This window comes from Enterobacter cloacae complex sp. CARB60, from assembly GCF_036487345.1.
Taxonomy (GTDB): domain Bacteria; phylum Pseudomonadota; class Gammaproteobacteria; order Enterobacterales; family Enterobacteriaceae; genus Enterobacter; species Enterobacter asburiae_D.
The window spans coordinates 70,907-95,333 of sequence record NZ_JAZKLC010000001.1; the positions used below are offsets into that span (position 1 = coordinate 70,907).

Consider the following 24,427-nt stretch of genomic DNA (forward strand, 5'->3'; position numbering starts at 1 on the left):
GGCCATAGCATGCTTCCGTCAGAATAATAACCGATCGACACTGAAATTTTAAACTCAGGCGGGATTAAGGTCGTTCCAGGGATATTGTTTCAGCCGTTTGTATGGACAGCAGATTCAGTTGTTTACCGAAATCCGGAAAGCCTGCAGCAGAGAGTACATCAGCAACAGCACTGGCTCTGGGATGGCCTCGTTCAAGCCAGGCGAGTCTGAGATATTAGACGTCAACTAGTTTTGCCGACTGGCGCCAACTACTCTGGCCGCATCCATTGAGCGAGGTTTTAAGCCACGCTGGTTACTGCCTTCGATGTCTTCTTCCGGTAACTTTCTCCTTTTAGCTCGAACATATATCCGTGATGGATCAGCCTGTCCGCTGCCGCCACCGCCATCGTTTCATCCACGAAGATGCTGCCCCACGTGCTGAACGGATGATTGCTGGTTATGACCAGACTGCCGCGCTCATAACGATGGGCGATCAGCTCGAACAGCACACCCGTTTCCGCGTTGTCGCGTTTGACATACCCGAGGTCGTCTATCACTATCACCCGGTAGCGATCCAGTTTCAGCAGAAGCTCGTTCAGTTTCAGTTGTGTCCGCGCTTTTCGCAGCTCCTGCAGCAGCTCTCCGGCACTGTAGAACCGGGCCCGGTAGCCCAGTCCTACAACGCCATCCACGATCGCTGCCGCCAGATGGCTTTTCCCCAGGCCGCTGGCACCGAACAACAGGACATTTTCTCCGGCATCAACCCAGTCTGTCGTTTCGCAGAGCTGCCGGAACTGAGCGTTATTCAGTTCCGGCACCTGGCTGAAGTCATACTCACCCAGCGTTTTCGCCACCGGCAACCGGGCTTCCTTTTTATAGCGGCGCAGTTTTTCGCTCTCGCGCCACAGGAGTTCTTCATTGCACAGCGTCAGCAGATAGCGTGACGGGGTCCAGCCCTCTGCCAGAGCCCGTTTCTCCAGCGCATGCCATTCAGCGCTGACGCGGGTCAGACGCAGTTTGCGCAGACTACGCTCAAGGTGGTGGATATTGCTCACTGCAGACCTCCTTTGCCGCGCAACAGCTGTTCATAACTACTCAGGTTGTGCTGAACCACACTGACTGTCGGCAGCTCCTTTTCCTTTATCCCCAGGAACCGCATCAGGCGGTGCAGATCCAGCTCACCCGGGGTATTCAGCATCTGTTCCATCCCCCGTGCCACGATCGAGATATCGTCATAGCCCGCCGCCAGTTTCAGGGCGTGTACCATCAGGCGACCAGCCATCTCTGGCTCCAGATGATTGCACAGGCGACGCCACAGTTTTCGCCATTCATCGTCCGGCAGGATGTCATTTCTCAGCGTGGCATGGCAGAACGCACCAGGCTTTTTCGCCAGACTGTCGATCACATGCCGGAAGTCGATGCACCTGGCCCGGGTTTTCCCTTTTTCTGGCCTGACGCGGGCGCAGCTCATCACTTCACTGCTACCCACGTAACAGCTCAGGCGATCATCCCACAAGCGGACGCGTAACAGCTGACCGACAAGTCTGGAAGGGACGCTGTAGACGACGTGCCTGACGTTGATGGTACTGCTGCTACTGACCCTCACCGTCAGTTCGTCATAGTCGGCGCTGCGACGCAGCGGCAGTGGTTTCAGATGGGGGCGCTCTTCTTTCACCAGATCCTGGTTGTTGCGGTTGTGGCGCATGACCTGCTGAGTGATGAAGGCCTGGTATTCTTCCACGGTGCTGAAGTCGTTACTGCCCCTAAGCATCAGCGCCTGGCGGATCCGTCTTTTCAGATGCCCGTGGGCGCTTTCAACTGAACCATTTTCGTGGCCACGACCGGCGTTATTGTGCACGCCCTGCATACCGTAGTGCTGGCAGAGGGCAGCATAGCGCTCAGTCAGCTCGCGGCGACCGTCTTCACCCTGGTGTTTCCATGCTGCCCGCAGGCTGTCCGTTTTATGCTCTGTTGGTACGCCACCCAGTTGCCCGAGGGCTTCCTGCAGGCCTTCAGCCAGGGCAGAGAAGCTCTCACCACCCAGTACAACCCGCATCCAGCTCCAGTGGCTCCACTCCAGGCGGAAGTGATACAGCTTATGCGTCAATAACTTGCCACCGATGGTGACAACTACACCTTTCAGCTCGGTAAAGTCCGACAGGCCGCGCAGGCCAGGCTGATGAAGTTGCCGGAACATCACTTCCTGCTCGGCACCATACTGCAGCTTCCACTCGCGCACCCGCCGTTGCATCGTCCTGCGAAGGCTGCTGGGGTACTGACCGGGATATTTATCCTGCAGCATTTCCAGCAGGGTCGTGGGCATCAGAGCAGGTCTTTCCTTCAACAGGGGAACAAGCTCGCTGTCCCAGACGGCCTCAAGCGGATCTTTACGTGTCCGCCAGTGACGATTACCGGTTTTAGACCACTGATCTTTTTCGATCCTGCGACCTGAGCGAACAGAGATACCGGCCTTCATGGCCGAGATATGCTGGGTTACACCTTTTTTACGCTGAGTCATGTAATAACTGACCTGATGAGTATTGAGCGTCACGCCATTTCCTGTGGGATCATGAACATGGTGCTCAGATTACAAAATCGGCCAGAATAATCAGCGCTAACCGGACTGAGTTATTGTCGCCTAATACTGAGAGCAACACCGGTTTTCTCTGTATCATGCATGTTACGCGGCAATTCGGAATGACCAAACGGGCACTCAAAGGCATTCATGGCGTCGAAGAAGCTGCCGAAAATTTCGTCGGCTGGAATAGCATAAAGATGCCATTTCTGACGTAAAGCGGTGATCATCGGCACATTTACACTGTAGCGACAGAGTCTGCCGGTAAGCGGAACTGTAATGCCCAGGCGGCATGCCTGATAGAGGGCAGCGCCAAAATGGTGTGAACCACCGTCGTTCAGCCAGTAGAGCCTCCGCTCTGCCCACGGATATTCAGCAAACCGCATCCTGTCAAGCCGTAATTCCCAGTGCCCCATATTTTTCCGCAGGTGCTCCTCAGTCCACGGGTTTTGCCAGCTCACGGCATCTTAGTATGGGAAACTCATCGATGTCCCGGATATCATGATCCATAGATTTCGATGCCGAAATCCCCCGGATATCCGTGATGTCGCATGAAAAATGAGGGACAGTTTCTTTGCTAATCAGCTTCTGAACCTCAGGAACGGCAAGTGAATGGCTTTCGAGCCGGCGCTGGTAGCCTGGCTTACGGTAGTCGGGCTCCGCTTGGAAAACGGAAAATATCCTACGCTAAGCCTATTTCTTGAACAGAATAGCAGACAGTTCAGAGCTAAAAGCGGATTTTAATGTCTGCCTCTATGAAACACGCCATTACGAATTTACCGCTGTTTGGATTGGCCCCTATATTTCCATACACTTTTTATCACTTAACCCATTACTGGTTCGTCGCCGCAGATATTCCCGTGGCGAACGATACCCCAGTGCACTATGCGGATGCCATTCGTTGTAATGTTCGAAGGCCTCCGCGAGGTTCTTTACCGCTGTTAACCCGTCGGGTTTCGGCATGATACTTATGTAATCGCGCTTCATCGTTTTCACGAAGCTCTCTGCCATCCCGTTGCTTTCCGGGCTACGTACCGCCGTATGCTTAGGCTCCAGTCCTATCATTCTGGCGAACTGACGCGTCTGATAAGAACGGTAGGCTGAACCGTTGTCTGTCAGCCACTCAACGGGGGATGTCGGCAGGCTGTTACCGAAGCGACGCTCCACGGCACCCAGCATGACGTCCTGTACGGTTTCACTGTCATATCCACCAGTACTGGCCGCCCAGTGAAGTGCCTCGCGATCGCAACAGTCCAGAGCGAACGTGACCCGCAGTTTTTCACCGTTATCACAGCTGAACTCGAAGCCGTCAGAGCACCACCGCTGGTTACTTTCTCCAACGGCCACTTTCCCTGTATGCGCCCGCTTCGATGGCGGTATTTCCGGTTTACGCTCAAGCAGCAGCGCATTCTGACGCATGATGCGGTATACGCGTTTGGCATTGATCACCGCCATGTCGTCAGTTTCTGATTGTCTGCGCAGCAGTGCCCATACCCGACGATAACCATAGGTGGGCAGATCGCCGATGACGGTATGGATACGGGCCAGCGCGTCAGTATCATCAGGCTTGCGCTTGCACCGACGATCCTGCCAGTCCTTCGACCGACGGGCCATGGCATGCAGTTGCGCACGTGAGACCCGGAGGCAACGACTGACAAGGCTTATTCGCCATCCTCCGGCAACAAGGGCACGTGCGCTATCCACTTTTTTTGTCGGCCATATTCAACGGCTTCTTTTAGCAGCTCGTTTTCCATGGTTTTCTTGCCCAACAGGCGCTGCAGCTCTTTAATTTGCTTCATCGCAGATGCCAGCTCCGACGCGGGTACAACCTGTTCTCCTGCGGCAACTGTCAACAACGGGTAAAAAGTGATCCACTAACCGTCACCACCAACGGTTTAATATTGATCCACCTTGTTTACTCAGGATTAGCTTCCGCTATAACCCCGGCCTTTCGTTTCTGCTTCAGTCGATAGCTCTCTCCTTTTATCTGGACTACGTGTGAGTGATGTAAGATCCGATCCAGCATCGCCGATGTCAGGGCCGCATCACCTGCGAACGTCTGGTCCCACTGCCCGAACGGCAGGTTGGAGGTCAGGATCATCGCGCTCTTCTCGTAACGTTTGGCGATGACCTGGAAGAACAGCTTGGCTTCCTCCTGACTGAACGGCAGATAGCCTATTTCATCGATGATAAGCAGCTTCGGGGCCATGACACCACGATTGAGAGTCGTTTTGTAACGGCCCTGACGCTGTGAAGTGGACAGCTGTAGCAGCAGGTCCGCTGCTGTTGTGAAGCGAACCTTGATGCCCGCCCGTACTGCTTCGTAGCCCATAGCTATCGCCAGATGTGTTTTTCCCACGCCCGATGGCCCCAGCAACACGATGTTTTCGTTACGCTCTATGAAGCTCAGGGATCGCAGCGACTGGATTTGCTTCTGAGGAGCGCCGGTGGCGAAGGTGAAGTCGTACTCCTCGAACGTCTTCACCGCCGGGAAGGCTGCCATCCGCGTGTACATCGCCTGTTTACGCTGATGCCGGGCCAGTTTCTCCTCATGTAACAGGTGCTCCAGGAAGTCCATGTAGCTCCATTCCTGATCCACCGCCTGTTGCGACAGCGCCGGCGCTGCGCCGATAAGACTGTCCAGCTGCAGCTGTTCAGCAAGTACCATCAGCCGTTGATGTTGCAGTTCGACCATCATGCGGCTCCTCTGCAGAACGTGTCATAGATGGAGAGTGGATGATGCAACGGCTGCCTGTCGAAGGTCATCAGGCTTTCATCAACCTGCACGTCATACTGTTTCTTCTCCGGTGGCAGTGCCAGCATGGATTGCTGTTCCTCCACCCAGCGATCACAGGGGCGGGTCTGGATAGTTTCATGCTTACGTTGATTGGCCACATCGTACAGCCAGCGCAGGCCGTAACGGTTTGCGGTTTCAACATCGAGGGTGATCCCCATCGGGCGCAGGCGCGTCATTAACGGGATATAGAAGCTGTTTCGGGTGTACTGCACCATCCGCTCCACCTTGCCTTTAGTCTGCGCCCTGAAGGGACGGCACAGGCGGGGAGAGAAGCCCATCTCTTTACCGAACTGCCACAGGGAAGGATGGAACCGGTGCTGCCCGGTCTGGTAAGCATCACGCTGCAGCACCACCGTTTTCATATTGTCGTACAGGACTTCCTGCGGTACACCGCCGAAGAAGCTGAACGCATTGCGGTGACAGGCTTCCAGCGTGTCGTAGCGCATGTTGTCGGCGAACTCGATGTAAAGCATTCTGCTGTATCCCAGAACAGCAACGAACACATGCAGGGGTGACTTGCCGTTTCGCATGGTCCCCCAGTCAACCTGCATCTGCCGTCCGGGCTCGGTTTCGAAGCGAACGACCGGTTCTGCCTGTGCTGGCAGGGTCTGTTTGCGGATGAACTCTCTCAGGATAGTAAGCCCTCCACGATAGCCCAGCTCCATGATTTCCCTGGCAATAACGGTCGCCGGAATTTTGTAGGGATGCGCATCGCTGATCCGCTTAGAGATGTAATCACGGTATTCATCGAGCAGTGATGATGGTGCCGGGCGTGGTGAATACTGCGGCTTTTCAGATTTAGCTTTCAGGTGGCTGCGGACAGTATTGCGCGAAATACCCAGCTCCCTGGCAATGGCCCGGATACTCATTCCCCGCTTGTGCAGGACTTTAATTTCCATACGAATCTCAAAAGTGATCATAAGCTCCCCTGTATTCAGAGGAGCAGATTAACCCCTGGATCAATTTTCAACCGCTGGGGTGGATCAGTTTTGCACCGTTGGTGACAGCAACGGCTGTGAGGCTGCCTTCCTGATATTGTTTACGCCACAGGAACAGCTGACTGGCAGCAACACCATGCTGACGGGCGACCAGCGACACGGTCATTCCGGGTTCAAAACTCTGCTGAACAATGGCGATTTTTCCTGAACGCTGCGCCGTCTGCGCTTCTCAGGACCTAAAACATCAATCATCCGAACTCCAACGACTAGTCTAAAAACTAGTATTAAGACTATCACTAACTTAAGTGATACCAACTGTCTGGAGATTCATGGGGCCAGTCTACTGTTCTGGGGCGGCCCCGAGAAACACCAGACAGTAGATGTATCTTAAAATAAGAGATAGGCTTAAACATATGTCTAATACTGGTTCTAATTTTGAGATGACAGGAATACTGTTGGGGCAGGAGCTCCGCAAGCGTAAGACTCCGCAGGAAAAAATTGCCATTATCCGGCAGACCATGGAGCCGGGGATGACCGTCTCCCATGTTGCTCGTTTGCATGGCATTCAGCCCAGCCAGCTATTTAAGTGGAAAAACAGTATCTGGAAGGCAGCCTGACTGCCGTTGCTGCCGGAGAAGATGTCGTTCCGGCATCAGAGCTGTCCGCCGCAAACAAGCAGATCCGTGAGCTTCAGCGCCTTCTGGGTAAGAAGACGATGGAAGTAGAGATCCTGAAAGAAGCAGTGGAGTACGGACAGGCCCGAAAATGGATAGCGCATGCGCCCTTGTTGCCAAAGGACAAGGAATAGCCCAGGTAAGCAGCATCATGGGCGTGTCGCGTGCGCAATTATCACTGCGGGTTCACCGTTCTGCCGACTGGCAGGACGGGCGCACTCTCCGGCGAGACGAGGAAGCAGACGCAGAGGTCCTGTCGCGCATCCTCGGTATCATCAGCGATATGCCCAGCTATGGCTATCGCCGGGTGTGGGGAATAATGCGGAGACAGCTTCGCGATGAAGGTCTTCCCCCGGTGAATGCCAAACGGGTTTACCGTGTGATGAGCGAGCATAATCTGTTGCTGCTGCATGACAAACCACAACGGCCTCAGCGCGAGCATAACGGTAAAATCGCGGTAGCAGAGAGCAACCAGCGCTGGTGCTCAGACGGCTTCGAGTTCGGATGTGACGACGGCGAAAAACTGCGCGTGACGTTCGCGCTGGACTGCTGCGACAGAGAGGCCATAGACTGGGCCGCGAGCACCGGCGGCTATGACAGCATGACCGTACAGGACGTGATGCTGGGAGCCGTGGAGAAGCGCTTCGGAGCGATGCTCCCGGACAAGCCGGTGCAGTGGCTGACGGACAACGGTTCGGCGTATACGGCGCATGACACGCGCAAGTTCGCCGCAGATCTGAATCTGGAAGCCTGCACAACGGCAGTGAGCAGTCCACAGAGTAACGGCATGGCCGAACGGTTCGTAAAGACGATGAAGGAAGACTACATCGCGTTCATGCCAAAACCGAATGTGCGAACGGCGTTGCAGAACCTTGCTGAGGCGTTCAATCATTACAATGAAAACCATCCGCACAGCGCACTGGGATATCACTCCCCGAGAGAATACCGGCGCCTGCGGGCATCGTTAACTTAAGATACAAAAGCTGTCTGGAGATGGCGGGTCAAGATCAAATTTACCGCTGTTCAATACTCTTTTGACATACTGGCAGCTCTTAAACATACCATGTCAGCAGATTTTTCAATCATGAGCTAAAAGGTGAGTTCTGTTAACATTTGCAAATCAAATAAGATACACTAGCGCCCATATAGTCATGACCGGGTAACATTTTGTACGGGCGCAATCGTTTCTTCTTCATTGCAGCATGTATAGCATTGCTCTCAGTAGCCATGTTGTTCATTGCGCCTGTCATATCTAAATCTTTAGTTCACCATTCCGACTGTGTGAGTTCAGCGATTACGACTGCCATGCCTGAGCATCATGGTATGGCTATGCCGGAACACTGCGAACAAAACCTCACCATGGTTCATCCCATAATGGCTGGACACGCTATGTCCCCGATGGAAGAAATTGCCTGTGGGTACTGTCAATTACTGATTCATCTGCCTTTCGTCCAGTTCGTGCTGACGGTAATGCTCTGGCTGATGTTACTCTGCGTTCGTCTGTCTCTTCATCTACAGGCCATTTTCTCACCGATTTTCCGCGCCTGGGCGCCTCAGCGTGCCCGCGCCCCTCCTGCTGCTTTTCTTTCTGCGAATTAATTCCTCACAAAAACAGACGTAATCTGCTGGCTGTCTCAGGACAGGCAAGGTTGCTTACGCCAGAAAAACAGTAAGGCAAATAATGAAAACTCAACGCTTTGTACGTACTCCTCTTGCAGTTCTGATTATGATGGCATTCCAGACGAATGCCGTTAATGCCCAGGAGAGTCACGATCACGCAACGATGGAGGATGATTCCGTCATGGTTGTTACGGCTCCCGCCTTATCGCCGCTGGAAGTTGTCACGTCCCCAAAACGACCGCGTCAGCCTGTCCCGGCAAGTGATGGTTCCGATTACCTGAAAACCATCCCCGGCTTTTCACAAATACGGGCCGGTGGTACAAATGGCGATCCGGTTTTCCGCGGAATGTTCGGATCTCGTCTGCGTATCCTGACCAATAATGGCGAAATGCTGGGTGCCTGCCCGGCCCGAATGGATGCCCCCAGCTCTTATATCTCCCCGGAAAGTTTTGACCTTCTGACGTTGACCAAAGGACCGCAAACGGTCCTGTGGGGGCCAGGTAACTCTGCAGGGACAATTCGTTTCGATCGCGAGCAGCCGCGTTTTGATAAACCCGGCGTACAGGGAAATGCCAGCCTGCTTGCTGCCTCGAACAATCGCTGGGATGAGAATGCGGATATCAGCCTGGGTAGCGAAGATGGATATTTGCGCCTCATGGGTAACAAATCGCGTTCCGATGACTATAAGGATGGTAATGGCGATCGCGTCCCCTCAAAATGGGATAAATGGAACGGCGATATGGCGCTCGGCTGGACGCCCGATAAAGATACCCTGATTGAACTGACGGCAGGGAAAGGGGACGGGGAATCGCGTTATGCGGGGCGCAGTATGGACGGCTCCCAGTTCAGTCGAGAAAGCCTGGGTGCCAGGTTCGGAAAATCAAATATCGGGGAGGTATTCCAGAAATTTGAAGCGAATGTCTATTACAACTACGCCGACCACATTATGGATAACTATTCACTTCGTTCACCCGGCGGTGGTATGTCAGGAGGTATGTCGGAAGGAATGGCAGAAAGCGGCATGGGTGACTCAATGGATGCAGGCATGTCAATGGATATGAATATGCCAATGGCGATGGAGGTCGACAGACGTACTGTTGGCGGTCGTATGATGGGCACGTGGGAGTGGGCGGATGTGGAGCTGAAAAGCGGCGCCGATACCCAGCTGAATACCCATCGTAATAAAATGGATAACAGCTGGGTCAAAGATGCCCGTTTCCATGATTATGGTCTCTTCAGTGAACTCACCTGGAATACCTCTGATTCAAGCAAGTTAGTGGGGGGCGCTCGCCTTGATCGTGTCCTCGTGGATAATTTTTCCGGGAAAGGCTCCTCAGAGCGAACGGACACCCTTCCTGCCGGGTTTGTACGTTTCGAGCATACCCTCGCAGAAATGCAGCTAATGCTGTATGCCGGGCTTGGGTATACAGAACGTTTCCCGGACTACTGGGAACTGTTTTCCCCCACCTTCGGGCCTGACGGCACCTCAGACGCGTTTGATAAAGTGAAAACCGAAAAAACGACCCAGCTTGATATTGGCGCACAGTATTCCGGCAAACGTACAAACGCCTGGGTTTCTGCTTATGTCGGTCGCGTAAATGATTTTATCCTTTTCCGCTACGATCCCAACGATGCATATATCAGCCAGGTCGATAACATCAACGCCACCATCATGGGAGGCGAAGCCGGTGTCAGCTATAAGCTGACCGACAGCTGGAAAACCGACGCCAGTCTGGCCTATTCCTGGGGCAGGAACACAGAAGATGGTAAACCCCTTCCGCAAATGCCTCCTCTCGAAGCCCGTCTGGGATTATCCTGGGAAAGTGGTAACTGGAGCAGTACCGGGCTGATACGTCTGGTCAGTAGCCAGCATCGGGTGGCGATTAATGAAGGTAATGTGGTGGGTAAAGATTTTGACAGCAGCGCCGGTTTTGCCGTGGTTTCCGCCAACGCCGCTTACCGCGTGAACAAGTACTTTAAAGTGAGCGCCGGTGTCGATAATCTTCTGGACAAGGATTACAGCGAGCATCTCAACCTAGCGGGTAACAGTAGCTTTGGCTACTCCGCCAATACCTCCGTTAACGAACCAGGAAGAACATTCTGGGGCAAAATTAATGTGACATTCTGACCGGTCCCGGTTCGAAAGGGCCGGGTTGTTTATTCAGAAAATATGAGGAAATTGTTATGTTTAAAATTCTCAAAACCCCGGAGGGGAAAAAGTTTCTTATTGCTGTGGCTTGTGTGTTTATCGTTGCGGTATGCGTGGTGTCGCAAGCCGCGTTCCAGGGCGTAGAAGACCAGTACAATCTGCCGATGGAAACCTGGGACATATCCCTCTTTATCATCCAGGGCGCATGGGTGGCCATTTACAGCCTTATGTTCACCATTGTGGGGTCGCTGCCTTTTGGGTTTTACTTTCTCGGCCCTAAAGATGATTCAGAATAACTGAATGCGCGTTTGTTGTTCACAACCGGAACGCAAGCGCATTCAAAAATGTATCGTGTCATTTAAACTGGCACGATACATGTCTACTTCGGCCTTTTACTTAACAGTAAAGGTATATTTGGGGTTTGGGGAGCAACGGAACAGTAAACGCTGTTAAGCGGTCATTTAAAGTGGCTAAAAATAAATCAACCACTTATTCGATACCATCAGGTAAACGAATCGATGGTCACTCTTGGACAGGTGCAAGCAAATTGATTGTATGCTGCGTTGAGTGAAAAGCAAAAGCCCACCGAAAAGTGGGCAGTAAACATATTGCCGGGCCGATATCAAAATGAGCCCGGACATTCAATGCTGAATACTGGGATCACCAACTATATTTAACTCCCAGCATAGCCTCCGTATTGAAATAACCTTTATCCCCCACCTGCTGACCAACGTTACCCCACGCCGTAAGGTTGCGTAAAAGCTGGCCTTCGACGCCGGTTTTCAGCTCGCCAATATTTCGGGCACCGTCCTGACTAATTCTGACGCTGTTCATACTGGTTGAATAGCTGCGGGTATTATGCAGCCAGTTCGCCTCAACAAAGGGTTCAAACTCCCGGTCTTTGCCTTCGTCAATATTGCTGTGGCCTTTCAGGAAAACGCGGGTCCCCAGGCGGGTCTGGATATTTCCGTCACCGTCGCTGTCGATTCGGGTTCCATTACCCTCCGTATGGTTGTCTGCCTTGACGCCCATCCAAGTTATCTGCGCCTGCGGCTGGATATAAACTGAATTAAGGCTTTGCTTGCTGCCGCTGAATTCGCCGACTTTCCATGTATAGCCGCTCTCCAGAGAGGCGCTCAGTCCACTTGAATCGTATTTTTCCTGGGGAAGGCCTTCACCCTTAACGGTGTTTTTAAACCAGCCGTACTGTGCCCAGCTGTCTATATACAGACCTGTTTTGTCCGCATCGTTTGCATACCATGTGCCGTACAGGCCGACGCTGTAGCCATTGACCTGGCCTTTGGCTGAATAACCTGTCACGCTGGAACGAGTGTTGCTCTGGTTGTTGCCGTAACCGCCCATAATGCCAAGATGACCGCGATCCAGTCCATCGCTACTCCATTGCGCCAGATCCCCACCAAGCATCACAACGTACTGATTGCTGGTAGTTTTCAGCGAGCCGATATTTGAGCGGGAGGAGTTATGCGTGCCAACCTGGCGGAGCCAGAGGCTGGTGACGTTTTTCTCTCCAGTAAGCGAGTCGGTGTACTGCGTTTCCCCCAGTCTGTCGTGCAACCGCGTATTAAACATGGTATTTGCCGCAATCAGGTTTGCTGTATAACTGCCCGCTTCAGGGCGCAGCATGACATTATTACCTGTAGGCGGTTCAGGGATACCCGGCTCTGTAGGGTTAGTTGGATCGGTTGGGTCCACTTCTCCTTGCGGGCCATCAGCGTCATTAGTCAGATACCAGTTTTTTTGGTTAGCGCCCGCACCGCGCCCCAACCGGTAATCATAGGCTCCTGCAACAATGCGTCCATCCTGTAAGAACTGGCCGTCAGAACTTCCGCCGACATTAATCAACTCAATTCCGTTGAGAGTTCTGGCCCCGCTACCCCCGGCGTTAGCCACGGCTACGTAAGTTGTCCCGCCAGTGTCGCCGTTGACGGTCATATGGTCGGTGGTGGAGGCGTCGTTTCCAAGTACCGTATTAAAGGCGATGTGAGCGCCGTTACCTGTATAGTTGCCGTTGACAGTGAGCGTATTCCCAGCCAGGGCATCGCTCCCGGTCTGGCCTACCTGAATCTGGCCGCTGTTGGTCAGATTGCCGCCTATTGTCAGCGCATCAGTTGTTGGCTCAGCCAGAACGGCGGCAAAGGTCGCGATATTCTGCGCTGCATTGTCCTGCGAAGCTGTGCTATTCCCGACCTGAAGCAGGCTTTTATTATTTACATCCCCGGCAATCGCGCCGTTGCCCGCGAGGAAACCATCATTAATATTAACTTCTGAGGTTGCCAGCGTAATCGGCTGGCCGCGGCTACCAAAGGTAATGCCGCCCTGGTTAATATCCGTTGTTCCCGTATAGGCGGCGCTCGCCTGCGTCAGGGTGACAACGCCCGCTCCGTTTTTAACGAGGTTGCCTGCTCCCGTTACGCTGTTAGCCAGCGTCCAGTCGGTGCCGGTAGTCAGATTTAATGTGCCCGCATCGTTGATGACCGCAGTGCCAAGATGTCGTGCTTCTCCCGCCGTCAGCTGGCTGTCTGCATTAATATTAAACGTACCGCTGAACTGTGAGTTATCCCCGACCAGGGTAATCTGGCTGGTATCTAAATCCACGTCGCCGCTGTTGCTCAGGCTGTTGAGCAGCGTGCCGCTGGCTCCATTGAGGTTAAGCCGACCGGCGTTATCGATATCGCCGCTTCCCAGACCCTCCGCGCTGGTCAGATTGACCGTGCCGGCATTCCGGATTTGCGTGCTGGCGCTCAGCGCGGCGTTTGCGCCGTTGATGTCCAGCGTGCCGCTATTAAGCGTCAGGTTTCCGGCGCCCAGCAGGCTGCCGTTTATTGTGCCACCCTGGTCAACCGTCAGGCTGCCGCCGGCAATTTCAATCTGCGAATTTTCGGCGGTATCAACGCTGCCAATCGTCTGGGAAAACCCATTCATATTTAGCGCGGTGTCGCTGGCCATTTTCAGAAGGAATGTTTTGCCGAGAACGCTGTTGTTATTCATTAGCAAATTACCGCTGCGAACATTAGTTATTCCGGTGTAGTCATTATCTTTATTAGAGAGAGAAACCGTATCGGTTGCAGCATTCTCAAATGCCAAATCACCGTTGCCGGTAATTTTTGCACTCAGGTCTGCCGCATTGCCTGAGGCGTTCTGGCCGTTGAGGATCAGGGCATCGGCGCCGGTACCCTGGAGTTCCACCTCCTTCAGGGCGTAAGCGATATACAGCCCGTCCTGGTTTTCACCTGAGCTTAAACGCCAGTCCCAGGTACCCTGAGCAACCGCATTGCCATTCTGAAGAATGGCATCGGTAATACTGTCGGTAATTATGTTGCCACTGGCGTCGGCCAGCGTCAGGCTGCCGCCGTTGCCGGTGACTGTGCCGTCTGAACCGGCCAGTTTGATGGTCGTGTTTGCGTCATCCTGAGAGAGCAGTGGCAAATTATTCGCGGCGGCCGGATATTCATTCACCATATTGTCGATGCCAACTTTCACCGTACCGCTGCCGTTCAAATCGAGATCGCGGCTGGTCTGAATGGTGTTTTCCGCCAGGGTATTACCCGGCGCGACGCTACCAAAATCGACGGTCCCGCCTGCAAACGTCAGGCCGCCGATATGCTGTTCACCAGCGCCTACGGTTGTCATGCTGTCAGTTCCTGCCCGCAACGTGGCCTGGCTGAGCGCTTGCGTATTCAGACCATTGAGATCGAAGGTACTGTCACCCAGCGCCAGAGTTCCGGCAAAATTATCCCCGGCATTGTTGCCGGTAAAGCTAAAGGCGCTGCCGTTTGTGTCCGTACTTATCGTACCTGTTCCGCTGACGTGACTGTTAAACGCTGTCTGGCTGGCGTTTTGAATCGCGAGGGTGCTGGTACCGTCGAGTGTATAACCGGTGCTGGCGTTATCGTCTTTGGCATCGCCCAGCGGCAATGGACTGTTATTGAGCGTCAGCGTGGAACCGTTATTGAGAGTAATGAGCTCAATACCTTGCAGAACGTTTGCCGTACTGTGAACATATGCGCTGTTGTCCATAACTAAATTATCATTGCCCGCACCTCCGTCTATAAGAGGGGAGGAGGCCGCAGAGACGGCATCCAGGTTCGTCAACTCGATCCGGTCGTTATCGGCCTCCATCATAATATTGCCCAGAATGGTGCCTTTCTCCCAGTGGAACAGGTCATTCCCGGTGCTCATTCTTATTTCGCCTTTGACCGTGCCGCCGGTGACCGTCACGCTGTCTGTGCCACCGCTGACGCTAATGTTTCCGCCGATTACGCTGTCGCCGCTGACAAGAATGGTGTCATTGCCGAAGCCGGTAACCAGGTTACCGATTATCTCGCCACCGGACATATCAAAAATATTGTTATCGAGCTTCATATTGACACGGCCAATGGTTCCTCCGGTCATCTTTGCCACGTCGCCATCTTCGAAAGCGCCCACGATGGTGCCGCCCGTCATGGTGAACGTATCCCTGTTATCTCCCTGCTGAAGCGCGCCCAGTGAGCCCCCACTCATGACAAAATCGTCAATGCCATTGCCCTGCTGGAGGGTGCCGGTGATAGTGCCGTTGCTGATGTTGACACTGTCGGCCCCGTCGCCAGAATCGACATCGCCGGTAATGGTGCCACCGTTCATGATGAGTGAATCATTGCCGCTGCCAAAGACAACCGCATTGCTACCGGCGCTGCCCTGGATAGTCCCGCTGTTTGTCAGTTGATTATTTCCGCTGCCGTTAAACTGAACCCCTGGCCCGGTAGTACCGGTGATAGCGCCGCTGTTATTGAGCACGCTTGTCCCTTCCCGGAGCAGCACGCCGGTTGTGCCTGTCAGCTGTCCGGCGTTAGTGATATTGCTGCCATCACCAAGATAAATAGCTTCAGCGCCGGCGACATTAAGTTCGCTGCCGGAGGTTATATTCACGATGACGTCTGTCACGCCGCTGGCGCTGACAATCGCGGTGGGATCGGGATTGGGGGGGGATACATCGCACTCCACGGTTTGCCCCGTGTCGGGGAGATAATTGTCACAGGCAGCATAAGACTGGCTGGCAGAAGAAAGAGCCAGGTAAACACATGTAGAAAGGAGAGAGGTTTTTCCGGGTATTGTCATAGTTATAATTCCTGTTCTTCAATCGTGATTACAACCAATTAAGGCTTTGTAATTATTGGTAAATTTAAGTTTCTAATATATAAGACTACAGCCTTTACTGACGCGCTTATTCTTTCAGGATAGTCAGGCTTAAGCATAATGGTTAGTTAAATGCTATGCGGGCGGTGGCTGCCACTGCTATGCAATCACCGTGTATTTTTCTGAATGCTAACTACTGATTCTCCTCAAGAGTGAGGACAGCGTTTATCTGCAGAAGCTAGTTATTATAAATAGCCAAAAATTAACCAGCCAATTTACATCGAAGATTGCCATTTTTAGCCCCCTCTTTTACGATAGCCAAATCAACTATACTCATTTTGGCTATCGTAAATGAAAATTGCTCGCATCTATGAAAGGGTCAGTACATCAGAGCAGGATCTGACACGCCAGGCTGACATCGAAAAAACGGCCATTGCCAGTGGTTTTTATATCGCCGGTATTTATCGGGAAAAAGCATCGGGTGCCAGAGCTGACAGACCTGAGCTTCTCCGCATGATCGCCGACCTTCAGCCAGGTGATGTGGTGATAGCCGAAAAAATTGACCGTATCAGTCGTCTCCCTCTTCCTGAAGCTGAAAAACTGATTGCTTCCATCAGAGACAAAGGTGCCCGGCTGGCTATTCCAGGCATAGTGGATTTGTCAGAAGTGGTAGCAGAAAATGATGGTGTCTCCCGCATTGTCCTTGAATCTGTTCAGGAGTTATTGCTGAAACTTGCCCTTCAGACCGCACGAGATGACTACGAAATACGGCGGGAAAGACAGCGTCAGGGTGTTCAGCTCGCCAAAGTTGCAGGCAAATACGCAGGCAGGAAGGCCGATCTCGTGACCCATGAGCGTATCATTACCCTTCGGCAGTCCGGATTAACCATTGAGCGCACAGCCACGCTGGCCGGATGCAGCATCAGTCAGGTCAAGCGTGTCTGGGCAATCCATCAATCGCAAAAAAATTCGTGAGATGCCCCTGAACTAAGGATGGTTTACGATGCCGGTTAATTTTCTTTCCGAAGATCAAAAAGCAGGTTACGGTAACTATCATGGCGAACTGACAAAGGAAACACTGGCTCGCTATTTTCACCTTGATGATTTTGACCGGATGAATATTTCAGAAAAACGGGGAGACCATAACCGGTTGGGCTATGCCATATTATTATGTACAGTCCGTTACCTCGGTCGCTTCCCCGATTTAACGACAATAATTCCGGTTGCTGTTATTGATTTTCTGGCAGAGCAACTACATATTGAGAGTGGTAGTAAGCAGGTTAATATATATAACTCAGGAAAGCAACGTCGACAACATATAGATGAAATTACAAAAATATATGGTTACACGGAGTTTACCGACACCCGCGTGGCGTTTTCACTGACCCGCTGGTTATATTCTTTATGCTGGGCCGGAACGAGCCGTCCGGGTATTCTTTTTGAAAGATGTACCGGATGGCTTTTATCACATAAAGTATTATTACCCGGATATTCGTTGCTCGAACGCTATATAGCCCGGTTACGCAACAGGGTTGAAAACCGGCTCTGGTATTCACTGGCGGCCTGCATTGATGACTCTCAGGCTCAACGGCTTCTGGAGCTTCTTTCGGTTCCAGCCGGAAGCCGCTATTCGTTACTCGATCAGTTACGTACCGGCCCCACTAAAGTGAATGCCACATCACTGGTGCAGGCGATAGGCCGCCTTCAGACAATACGTAACCTGGGAGTGACATTACCAGCAATTACGCCAGTTTCGGATACCCGTATTGCTGCCCTGGCCCGTTATGCCTCAACAGCTAAAACAACAGCGCTTCAGCGCTTACCAGAAAAAAGAAAACTGGCTACGCTTGTTGCATTCTCCTGCTGTATGGAGGCGACGGCTCAGGATGATGCACTTGAATTACTTGAAGCACTACTCCGGGATCTGTTCAATGAAGCTGTTCAGGCAGATAAACGGAACCGCCAGCGAACGCTTAAAGATCTGGATCGCGCAGCAGAAATACTGGCAAAAGCATGTCGGATGGTCCTTGACGACAAGTTACCTGATACTGATGTTCGTGATAATATTTTCAATATTATTCCTGAAGATGTACTGAAACATGCTGTAAATAATGTGACATCAATTATTCGACCAGCTAATAACGTTTACTTCAATGAGCTTGATGCTAAATTCAAAACGGTACGGCGTTTTTTACCTGATTTACTTTCCAGGATACATTTTGAAGGCAATACTTCAGCTGAAACATTAATTGAAGCACTTTGCTGGATTGAAGTTAATCTAAAAAAGAAAAAAACAGATAATGATGCACCTCGCGAAATAATCAATAAACCGTGGCAACAACATGTGATAAGAAAAGATGGCAGTATTGATTTTCACGCCTATACATTTTGTGCACTCAAGGAACTTCAGCTTACACTGAAAAAACGGGATATTTATGTCAATCCCAGCTGGCGTTATGCAGATCCGCGGACAGGGCTCATCGAAGGTAAGGAATGGGAAGCTCTGCGTCCAATAATCTGCCGCTCTCTGGGATTATCATCAGCACCAGGTGCCACTCTGTCGGCTATTGTAACAGAGCTGGATTCAACATATCGCGCTGTGCTGGACCGACTACCGGAAAACCCGGCAGTCAGATTTGCGGAAAATGGCGATAAAACTGAGCTTATCCTGAGTCCTCTGGATGCCATTGAAGAAACACCATCACTGATCGCATTGCGGCAGCGGGTGGCCGACATGTTGCCACGCGTTGATTTGCCTGAACTGATACTGGAAATCGATGCCCGGACACATTTCACCGGTGCCTTTACCCATTCATCTGAGCAAAGTTCCCGCGTCTCTGACCTGAATATCAGCATCTGCGCCATGCTGATGGCAGAAGCCTGTAACACCGGTCCGGAGCCCTTCATACGCAATGATGTCGCGGCACTGAAGCGTGACCGTCTGACCTGGACAGACAGCAATTACATCAGGGACGAAACGATTCTGGCAGCCAACGCCATTCTTGTCGCAGCACAAAGTGGCGTTCCCCTAGCGAATATCTGGGGTGGTGGTGAGGTGGCATCAGCCGATGGTATGCGATTTGTTGTTCCTGTGCGCACGGTACATGCCGGCCCCAACCCTAAATACTTCAAAGAAGGACGTGGGGTTACATGGTACAACCTGATATCTGATCAGTATTCGGGGATAAACGACATCGTTGTTCCTGGAACGCTCAGGGATAGCCTGGTCATCCTGGCTGTCGTGCTGGATCAACAAACGGATCAAATGCCATACCAGATAATGACCGATACGGGTGCATACAGCGATGTTATTTTCGGGCTTTTCCGCCTGCTGGGATATCGTTTTTGTCCAAGGATCGCGGACACGGGGGGAGCCAGATTCTGGCGCACCGATCCTAAAGCAGATTACGGCCCGTTTAACGCGATATCTTCGCATCGGCTTAATTTTGTTAAAAAAACAGAGCCACACTGGGATGATATTCTGCGGCTGATTGCGTCCCTCAAACTTGGACGACTGAACGTAATGTCCATAATGAAAACACTGCAAACGGGCGACAGGCCAACCAGTCTGGCGCAGGCTATAGCCGAAATAGGCCGCGCGGATAAAACTATCCATATGTTGACTTACCTCGACGATGAAAACAAACGGCGAAGAACGTTGCAACAACTCAACCGTGGAGAGGGTCGCCACGCAGTGGCCAGAAATGTCTTTCATGGTAAGCGGGGAGAACTGAGGCAGGCTTACCGTGAAGGCCAGGAAGACCAGCTTGGATCGTTAGGTCTGGTGCTCAATATTATTGTTCTGTGGAACACGATATACATGGATGCAGCAATTCAGCAGCTCAGGCATGAGGGCTATCCGGTTCTGGATTCAGACGTTGAGAAACTTTCACCGTTACAGTGTGGGCATATCAATATGCAGGGGCGCTATTCATTTACAGTGCCGGAATCCGTCAGCAAGGGTGAATTGAGAGCTTTCAATGAAAATACATAATTTATTGATTAATAAATTAATGGCCATTTAAATTGACCTCTTAACGGCGTTTACTGCTCCGTTGCTCCCCAACCCCCTATTTTCCCTGTGTTTTATGACCATCTACTGAAAGAGCTGTCCAGTCGACTTCATATTGTCCTTTATCGAGCGTCGTGCTCACAGGCACTATTAACGTCGCTTTGTCTTTTGGATCAAGGGCTGGTTTACCGGTCGGAAGTAAGCGTCACATCCAGACCGTATTGACGCTTATGCGTAAGCGTCACATCCAGACCGTATTGACGCTTATGCAGATGTGAGATCGCTTTTCCACGGCAGCAGGTCGCGCAGCCGGTTTACCGGCCAGTCCTGGATATGTCCCAGGACATAGCGCAGCCACGCCTCCGGCTCCACACCATTCAGCCGGCAGGTGCCGATCAGCGAGTACAGGATCGCAGCACGTTCACCGCCCGCGTCTGAACCCGCGAACAGCCAGTTCTTCCGGCCCAGGGCTACGCCACGTAGTGCGTTCTCCGCGATGTTGTTGTCGATCTCCGCCCACCCGTTGCTGCAGTACAGGTTTAACGCGTCCCACTGCTTCAGCAGGTAGGCGAACGCCTTCGCCGTATCCGAGTGGCGCGACAGCACCTTCATCTGTTCCTGTATCCAGTCATACAACGACTGCATCCGCGGTATGGCTTTGGCTTTTCTGGTCGCCAGCCTTTCCTCTGCCGGACTGCCGCGTATCTCCGCCTCGATGGCGTACAGTTCGCCGATGCGCCTCAGTGCTTCGGTTGTGATATCTGTTGGGAGGCGGACGTGGACGTCGTGGATTTTTCGGCGGGCGTGTGCCATACACGCCGCTTCGGTGATGCGGCCGTCTTCGTACAGCGCGTTGTAGCCACCGTACGCGTCCGCCTGCAGGATACCGCTGTACCCGGCAAGATGTTGCTGTGGATGCACGCCTTTCCGGTCCGGCGAGTACGCGAACCATACCGCCGGTGGAAGTTGTGACCCCGCGTTACGGTCATCCCGGACGTAGACCCACAGCCGGGCCGTGCGGGTTTTGCCGCTGCCCGGCTCCTGCACCGGCACAGGGATATCGTCGGTATGCACCTTACCCGGCATCAGCACGTACTGGCGAAGCAGGTCGTACAGCGGCTCCATCAGTTCGCTGACCGCGCCGGACCAGCGCCCCAGCGTGGCACGACTCAGTTCAACACCCTGACGACGGTATATCTCTGACTGACGATAGTGAGGCACATGTTCGGCGAACTTCGCCGTGACGATGCGCGCCAGCAGGCCGGGCCCCGCATAGCTGCGCTCAATGGGTTTTGAAGGCATGGGTGTCTGAACGATGTGGTCGCAGCTGCAGCAGGCCAGCTTCGGCCGCTGCGTTTCGATAACCTTAAAGGCGCTGCTGATAAGCTCGAGCTGCTCCGATACGTCGCAGCCCAGCGCAGTGAGCTCGCCACCGCATTCCGGACAGGCGGTTTCTGCCGGCGACAGCGTGCGGGTTTCTCGGGGAAGCGATGCCGGCAGCGGTTTGCGAGAGGAAGACTGGCGCAGCGGCTGGGGCAGTACCGGGTCATGCTGCTCTCCCAGCACCTCCGCCATCTCCTCCTGCAGGGCGCTGATGCGCTCCTCTGCCTCGCGCACCTGGCGCTGCGTTTTCTCACGCAGCTTTTCGGAGCTTTTGCCGAACTGCATCCGCTGCAGCTTAGCGACCAGCGCCTTCAGCCGGTTAATTTCGCTGGCGTACGCCGCCACCCGCTGTGAGAGCAGGCGGTTATACTCCGCCATTTTGCGGATGGTGGTCTGCTGCTCCTGCAGCAGCGCCCTGAGCCGGGCGTTTTCATCAGGGTATGAGGTCTCCATAACCCCACTTTACAGCAGGTTACAGGCGTATTCCAGGGCGTTCCGTTCGCTGCGGATGCTTCCAGTTAATGCCTTCCAGCAGCATGGACAGCTGCGCCGGCGTCAGGTGGATTTTGCCGTCGCGGGTCACCGGCCAGACGAAGCGCCCCCGTTCCAGGCGTTTGGTGAACAGGCACAGGCCGTCCCGGTCCGCCCACAGCACCTTTATCATGTCGCCGCGACGCCCCCGGAAGATGAACAGATGACCGCTGAAGGGGTCATCCCGTAACGTGTTCTGCACTATGGAAGCAAGGCCATTGAAGCCGTTGCGCATGTCCGTCACGCCGGCGACCAGCCAGATGCGGGAGCCCGCAGGGAGTGATATCACCGGCATCCTCCCTGCATTTCCCGGATAAGCATCTGCAGCAGCTCTGGCGTCAGCTTTCCACTAATACGCAGCGTACCGGCGGGCAGAACCAGTTCGCAGCAGGGAGACTCTTCCGCAGAGGGTGTCAGCGGGCTGACCTGCCTTTCGGTAGCGGTCAGCGTCACGGGGAGCAGTGCTGGCGTGCTGGCCGGAGTCCCTGACAGCTCCTGCTGATAACGACGTCGCCAGTTGAACAGGAGATTGTCGTTAATGTTATTTTCACGGGCCAGTTGTGCCACGCTGACGCCGGGCTGCATCGACTGCGCCACCAGTGCGATTTTGAAGTCGCGGGGGAAGTTGGGACGTCGTGGTCGTTTGCGGGCGACAGGGATTTCGCAGAGCGCAGGGACTACGGGAAGAATGGACGATTTTCGGGAGTTCTGCCGGTAAAGGCGTTTATCCGGGTTTTTTGCGTTGATCCGTGGCGGCAAAGGCCAGGAGAGACCGGCTTTCCTGAAGCGAACAAAGAGATCGCAGGCCGTGGTTTTGGGGATGCCTAACCGGCGTCCGGCCTCAATGCGCGGCAGTTTTTCTTCAAAGTGGAGGCGAAGTACCTCAAGAAGCCATGTCCGGTGTTTCAAGCGATAGTGTCCATTAAAAAATGATGGACACTATTTTCCCGGAACCGGAGCCTGCTGCACAGACGGTCTAATTGTGACGCTTACGGTCGGAATAATATCGCGGTCTGCATTTTTTAATTCCGCTTTGGAAAAAGAGGGCTCAAGAGATTCTGTAAAGCTCAATGCCAGCTGTTTAGGGGACTCTGTTAGTTCAGCTTTATCGCCGGGGACAGCAGTCTTAAGATGAGCATGCGCCATCGCTTGCTGGGATACAAAGAATGAGGACAGCCCCATCACTAAGACCGGAAAAATTGCAGGTATTTTCATTTTTACTCCATCGGTTGTGTTTACATCTGATTCAGGTCGGTATCTTAATTATAAGCATTCAGTAATCCGGTAATACAGCATTGCGTTTCTGATTACCCTCTCTAACCCGGATTATTGTTTGCCGGGATGTATTAAACTCCCGAGCAACTGCGCTGATGGTGGTTCCGGCGTTTAAACGATCAATCACTGCCCGTTGCTGTTCTTCATTTAGGCTTGAAGGGCGGCCAAACCTTTTTCCGTCTGCTTTTGCCCTTGCTATACCCGAGTATGTGCGCTCAAGTAATAAGTCTCTCTCAAACTCTGCCACAGCCGAGATGATCTGCATGGTCATTTTCCCGGCAGGACTGGTGAGATCAACACCGCCCAGCGCAAGGCAATGCACTCGTATATCAGAAGCGGCCAGTTGCTCAACTGTTTTTCTTATATCCATCGCATTGCGGCCCAGTCGGTCAAGTTTGGTGACTATCAGCACGTCACCACTTTCCATGCGATCAAGCAAACGGATAAATCCTGGCCGCTCAGATGCCGCAACCGAACCACTGATATGTTCTTCCACAAATCTCTGGGGTCTGATGGCAAAACCCGCCACTTCAATTTCTCTGCGCTGGTTCTCTGTTGTTTGCTCCAGAGTTGAGACCCGGCAGTAAGCAAAACGGAATCTCTGTTTACTGGAGCAACCCCAATAAGGGCGCTAATTTCTCGTCGTGACAGTGAGCCAAGTTCCGGAACTTCTGCCAGTAGCACGGCGACTGTGGCAGTTCCAACGCTTTTAACTGCGTTCAGAACGCTCGGATAATGCACTGAAATGCTCCTTGATGTGAATCGCCATTTCACCTTCAATACGTGCCAGCTCGCCCTTCAGAGCCGAAATAATTGATCTAATGCTTGCATGGCTCAGAGGATGCGAGGGATGCCATCGGTTTCGCTCGGCTGTAAGCATAGCTGTTAGCTGTCTGCGTCTAAGCACCATCGCAGCCAGAATCTACCTGTGAGCATCAGGCAAGGGACGAATGTACTGTTTCCGTTCCGGGTGCTGGTTAATAACTTCCGACATCTGAAGCAATACTCTGGCATCTATACGATCAGTCTTCGCCAGATAGCCCATTGCACGGGCAAAATCTCGAGCCTGGCGGGGATTAATGACGACAACGTCAAAGCCTTCTGATTGAAGATAACAAGCCACACCTAACTCCAGACCCCTGTCGCTTACATGAGGATCAACCTTGTTTCATTTCTCTTTAACTCTCTGAGAACTTGAGTAAAACCATCAGTTCCATATGGAGCAGTGAACTGGCTGGCAATATTGCTGATTGCAATATCCAGAGTACCTTTTGAAACATCTATGCCTGCACAACGTTGATTTGACACGCTCATCTATACCCCTCCTTGCAAATACGATTTGAAGTTCGGACAACTGTTCG

General features: G+C 52.9%; 16 protein-coding genes and 6 pseudogenes. 6 read left to right on the plus strand and 16 right to left on the minus strand.

All coding sequences use genetic code 11. The annotated features are described in order from the left end of the window. Positions 1-278: 278 nt before the first annotated feature. From istB (V4835_RS00410) to V4835_RS00440, 8 genes and pseudogenes are all read right to left on the minus strand, one after another. Positions 279-1,034, minus strand: coding sequence for an IS21-like element ISEc10 family helper ATPase IstB (gene istB / locus V4835_RS00410; RefSeq protein ID WP_039817893.1), 756 nt, complete (start codon positions 1,032-1,034; stop codon positions 279-281). Next, entirely contained in the window at positions 1,031-2,530 is a 1,500-nt protein-coding gene (istA, locus tag V4835_RS00415; protein ID WP_039817891.1) for an IS21 family transposase, read from the minus strand. The genes istB (V4835_RS00410) and istA (V4835_RS00415) overlap by 4 nt, the downstream gene beginning before the upstream one ends. A 77-nt stretch (positions 2,531-2,607) precedes the next feature. Then, the gene (locus tag V4835_RS00420; protein WP_331411007.1) at positions 2,608-3,015 is read right to left on the minus strand and encodes a DUF6685 family protein; all 408 of its coding nucleotides are present in this window, start codon (positions 3,013-3,015) and stop codon (positions 2,608-2,610) included. Next, positions 2,990-3,064 (minus strand): hypothetical protein, encoded by a 75-nt coding sequence (locus tag V4835_RS24325; protein ID WP_318155675.1) that lies wholly within the window; start codon positions 3,062-3,064, stop codon positions 2,990-2,992. Before V4835_RS24325 ends, V4835_RS00420 begins: the two co-directional genes overlap by 26 nt. Before the next feature lie 288 nt (positions 3,065-3,352). Continuing rightward, a pseudogene (locus V4835_RS00425) lies at positions 3,353-4,410 on the minus strand (IS3-like element ISEc36 family transposase); the annotation flags it as partial. Positions 4,411-4,469: 59 nt separating this feature from the next. Beyond that, positions 4,470-5,252, minus strand: a complete 783-nt coding sequence (gene istB, locus V4835_RS00430; RefSeq protein ID WP_001531258.1) for an IS21-like element ISSen3 family helper ATPase IstB — start codon at positions 5,250-5,252, stop codon at positions 4,470-4,472. Next, positions 5,249-6,271 carry an IS21-like element ISSen3 family transposase gene (gene istA, locus V4835_RS00435; protein ID WP_279750628.1) on the minus strand — a complete coding sequence of 341 codons (1,023 nt, stop codon included), beginning with the start codon at positions 6,269-6,271 and terminating at the stop codon, positions 5,249-5,251. The genes istB (V4835_RS00430) and istA (V4835_RS00435) overlap by 4 nt, the downstream gene beginning before the upstream one ends. A gap of 85 nt (positions 6,272-6,356) precedes the next feature. After that, positions 6,357-6,541, minus strand: a pseudogene (locus V4835_RS00440) (transposase); the annotation flags it as partial. Between the two features lie 188 nt (positions 6,542-6,729). Between V4835_RS00440 and V4835_RS00445 the strand changes: the two are divergent. The 4 genes and pseudogenes from V4835_RS00445 to V4835_RS00460 all read left to right on the plus strand — a co-directional run bounded on the left by V4835_RS00445 (position 6,730) and on the right by V4835_RS00460 (position 11,028). Further along, a pseudogene (locus V4835_RS00445) lies at positions 6,730-7,936 on the plus strand (IS3 family transposase). A 239-nt stretch (positions 7,937-8,175) separates the two neighbouring features. After that, positions 8,176-8,562, plus strand: coding sequence for a DUF2946 domain-containing protein (locus V4835_RS00450; RefSeq protein ID WP_272755976.1), 387 nt, complete (start codon positions 8,176-8,178; stop codon positions 8,560-8,562). A gap of 82 nt (positions 8,563-8,644) precedes the next feature. Beyond that, entirely contained in the window at positions 8,645-10,711 is a 2,067-nt protein-coding gene (locus tag V4835_RS00455) for a TonB-dependent copper receptor (protein WP_272755952.1), read from the plus strand. Positions 10,712-10,767: 56 nt separating this feature from the next. Continuing rightward, complete coding sequence (locus V4835_RS00460; protein ID WP_172686970.1) at positions 10,768-11,028, plus strand: DUF2534 family protein; 261 nt, start codon at positions 10,768-10,770, stop codon at positions 11,026-11,028. Positions 11,029-11,392: 364 nt separating this feature from the next. On the opposite strand, the gene V4835_RS00465 is transcribed toward V4835_RS00460, so the two are convergent. Next, positions 11,393-15,847, minus strand: coding sequence for an autotransporter outer membrane beta-barrel domain-containing protein (locus V4835_RS00465; protein WP_318155651.1), 4,455 nt, complete (start codon positions 15,845-15,847; stop codon positions 11,393-11,395). Between the two features lie 369 nt (positions 15,848-16,216). Here V4835_RS00465 and V4835_RS00470 point away from each other — a divergent pair, with 369 nt between their 5' ends. Continuing rightward, positions 16,217-16,840, plus strand: coding sequence for a recombinase family protein (locus V4835_RS00470; RefSeq protein ID WP_000684988.1), 624 nt, complete (start codon positions 16,217-16,219; stop codon positions 16,838-16,840). 28 nt (positions 16,841-16,868) lie between these two features. Beyond that, a complete protein-coding gene (locus V4835_RS00475; protein ID WP_331411008.1) occupies positions 16,869-19,859 on the plus strand; it encodes a Tn3 family transposase in 2,991 nt (996 codons plus the stop codon). Positions 19,860-19,935: 76 nt separating this feature from the next. Here V4835_RS00475 and V4835_RS00480 read toward each other — a convergent pair. The 7 genes and pseudogenes from V4835_RS00480 to V4835_RS00510 all read right to left on the minus strand — a co-directional run. Beyond that, positions 19,936-20,040: pseudogene (locus V4835_RS00480) on the minus strand (copper resistance protein CopC); the annotation flags it as partial. A 101-nt stretch (positions 20,041-20,141) separates the two neighbouring features. Then, on the minus strand, positions 20,142-21,713 hold the full coding sequence (gene tnpC, locus V4835_RS00485) for an IS66 family transposase (RefSeq protein ID WP_172689085.1): 1,572 nt from the start codon (positions 21,711-21,713) through the stop codon (positions 20,142-20,144). A 19-nt stretch (positions 21,714-21,732) separates the two neighbouring features. Then, positions 21,733-22,080, minus strand: a complete 348-nt coding sequence (gene tnpB, locus V4835_RS00490) for an IS66 family insertion sequence element accessory protein TnpB (RefSeq protein WP_172687051.1) — start codon at positions 22,078-22,080, stop codon at positions 21,733-21,735. Next, the gene (gene tnpA, locus V4835_RS00495; RefSeq protein ID WP_172689084.1) at positions 22,077-22,700 is read right to left on the minus strand and encodes an IS66-like element accessory protein TnpA; all 624 of its coding nucleotides are present in this window, start codon (positions 22,698-22,700) and stop codon (positions 22,077-22,079) included. The genes tnpB and tnpA overlap by 4 nt, the downstream gene beginning before the upstream one ends. 30 nt (positions 22,701-22,730) lie before the next feature. Beyond that, positions 22,731-23,006: a copper resistance protein CopC gene (locus V4835_RS00500; protein ID WP_172686968.1), complete on the minus strand. Its 276-nt coding sequence runs from the start codon at positions 23,004-23,006 to the stop codon at positions 22,731-22,733. 58 nt (positions 23,007-23,064) lie between these two features. Continuing rightward, positions 23,065-23,658: pseudogene (locus V4835_RS00505) on the minus strand (recombinase family protein); the annotation flags it as partial. Positions 23,659-23,660: 2 nt separating this feature from the next. Continuing rightward, positions 23,661-24,380: pseudogene (locus V4835_RS00510) on the minus strand (IS110 family transposase); the annotation flags it as partial. Between the last annotated feature and the right edge of the window lie 47 nt (positions 24,381-24,427).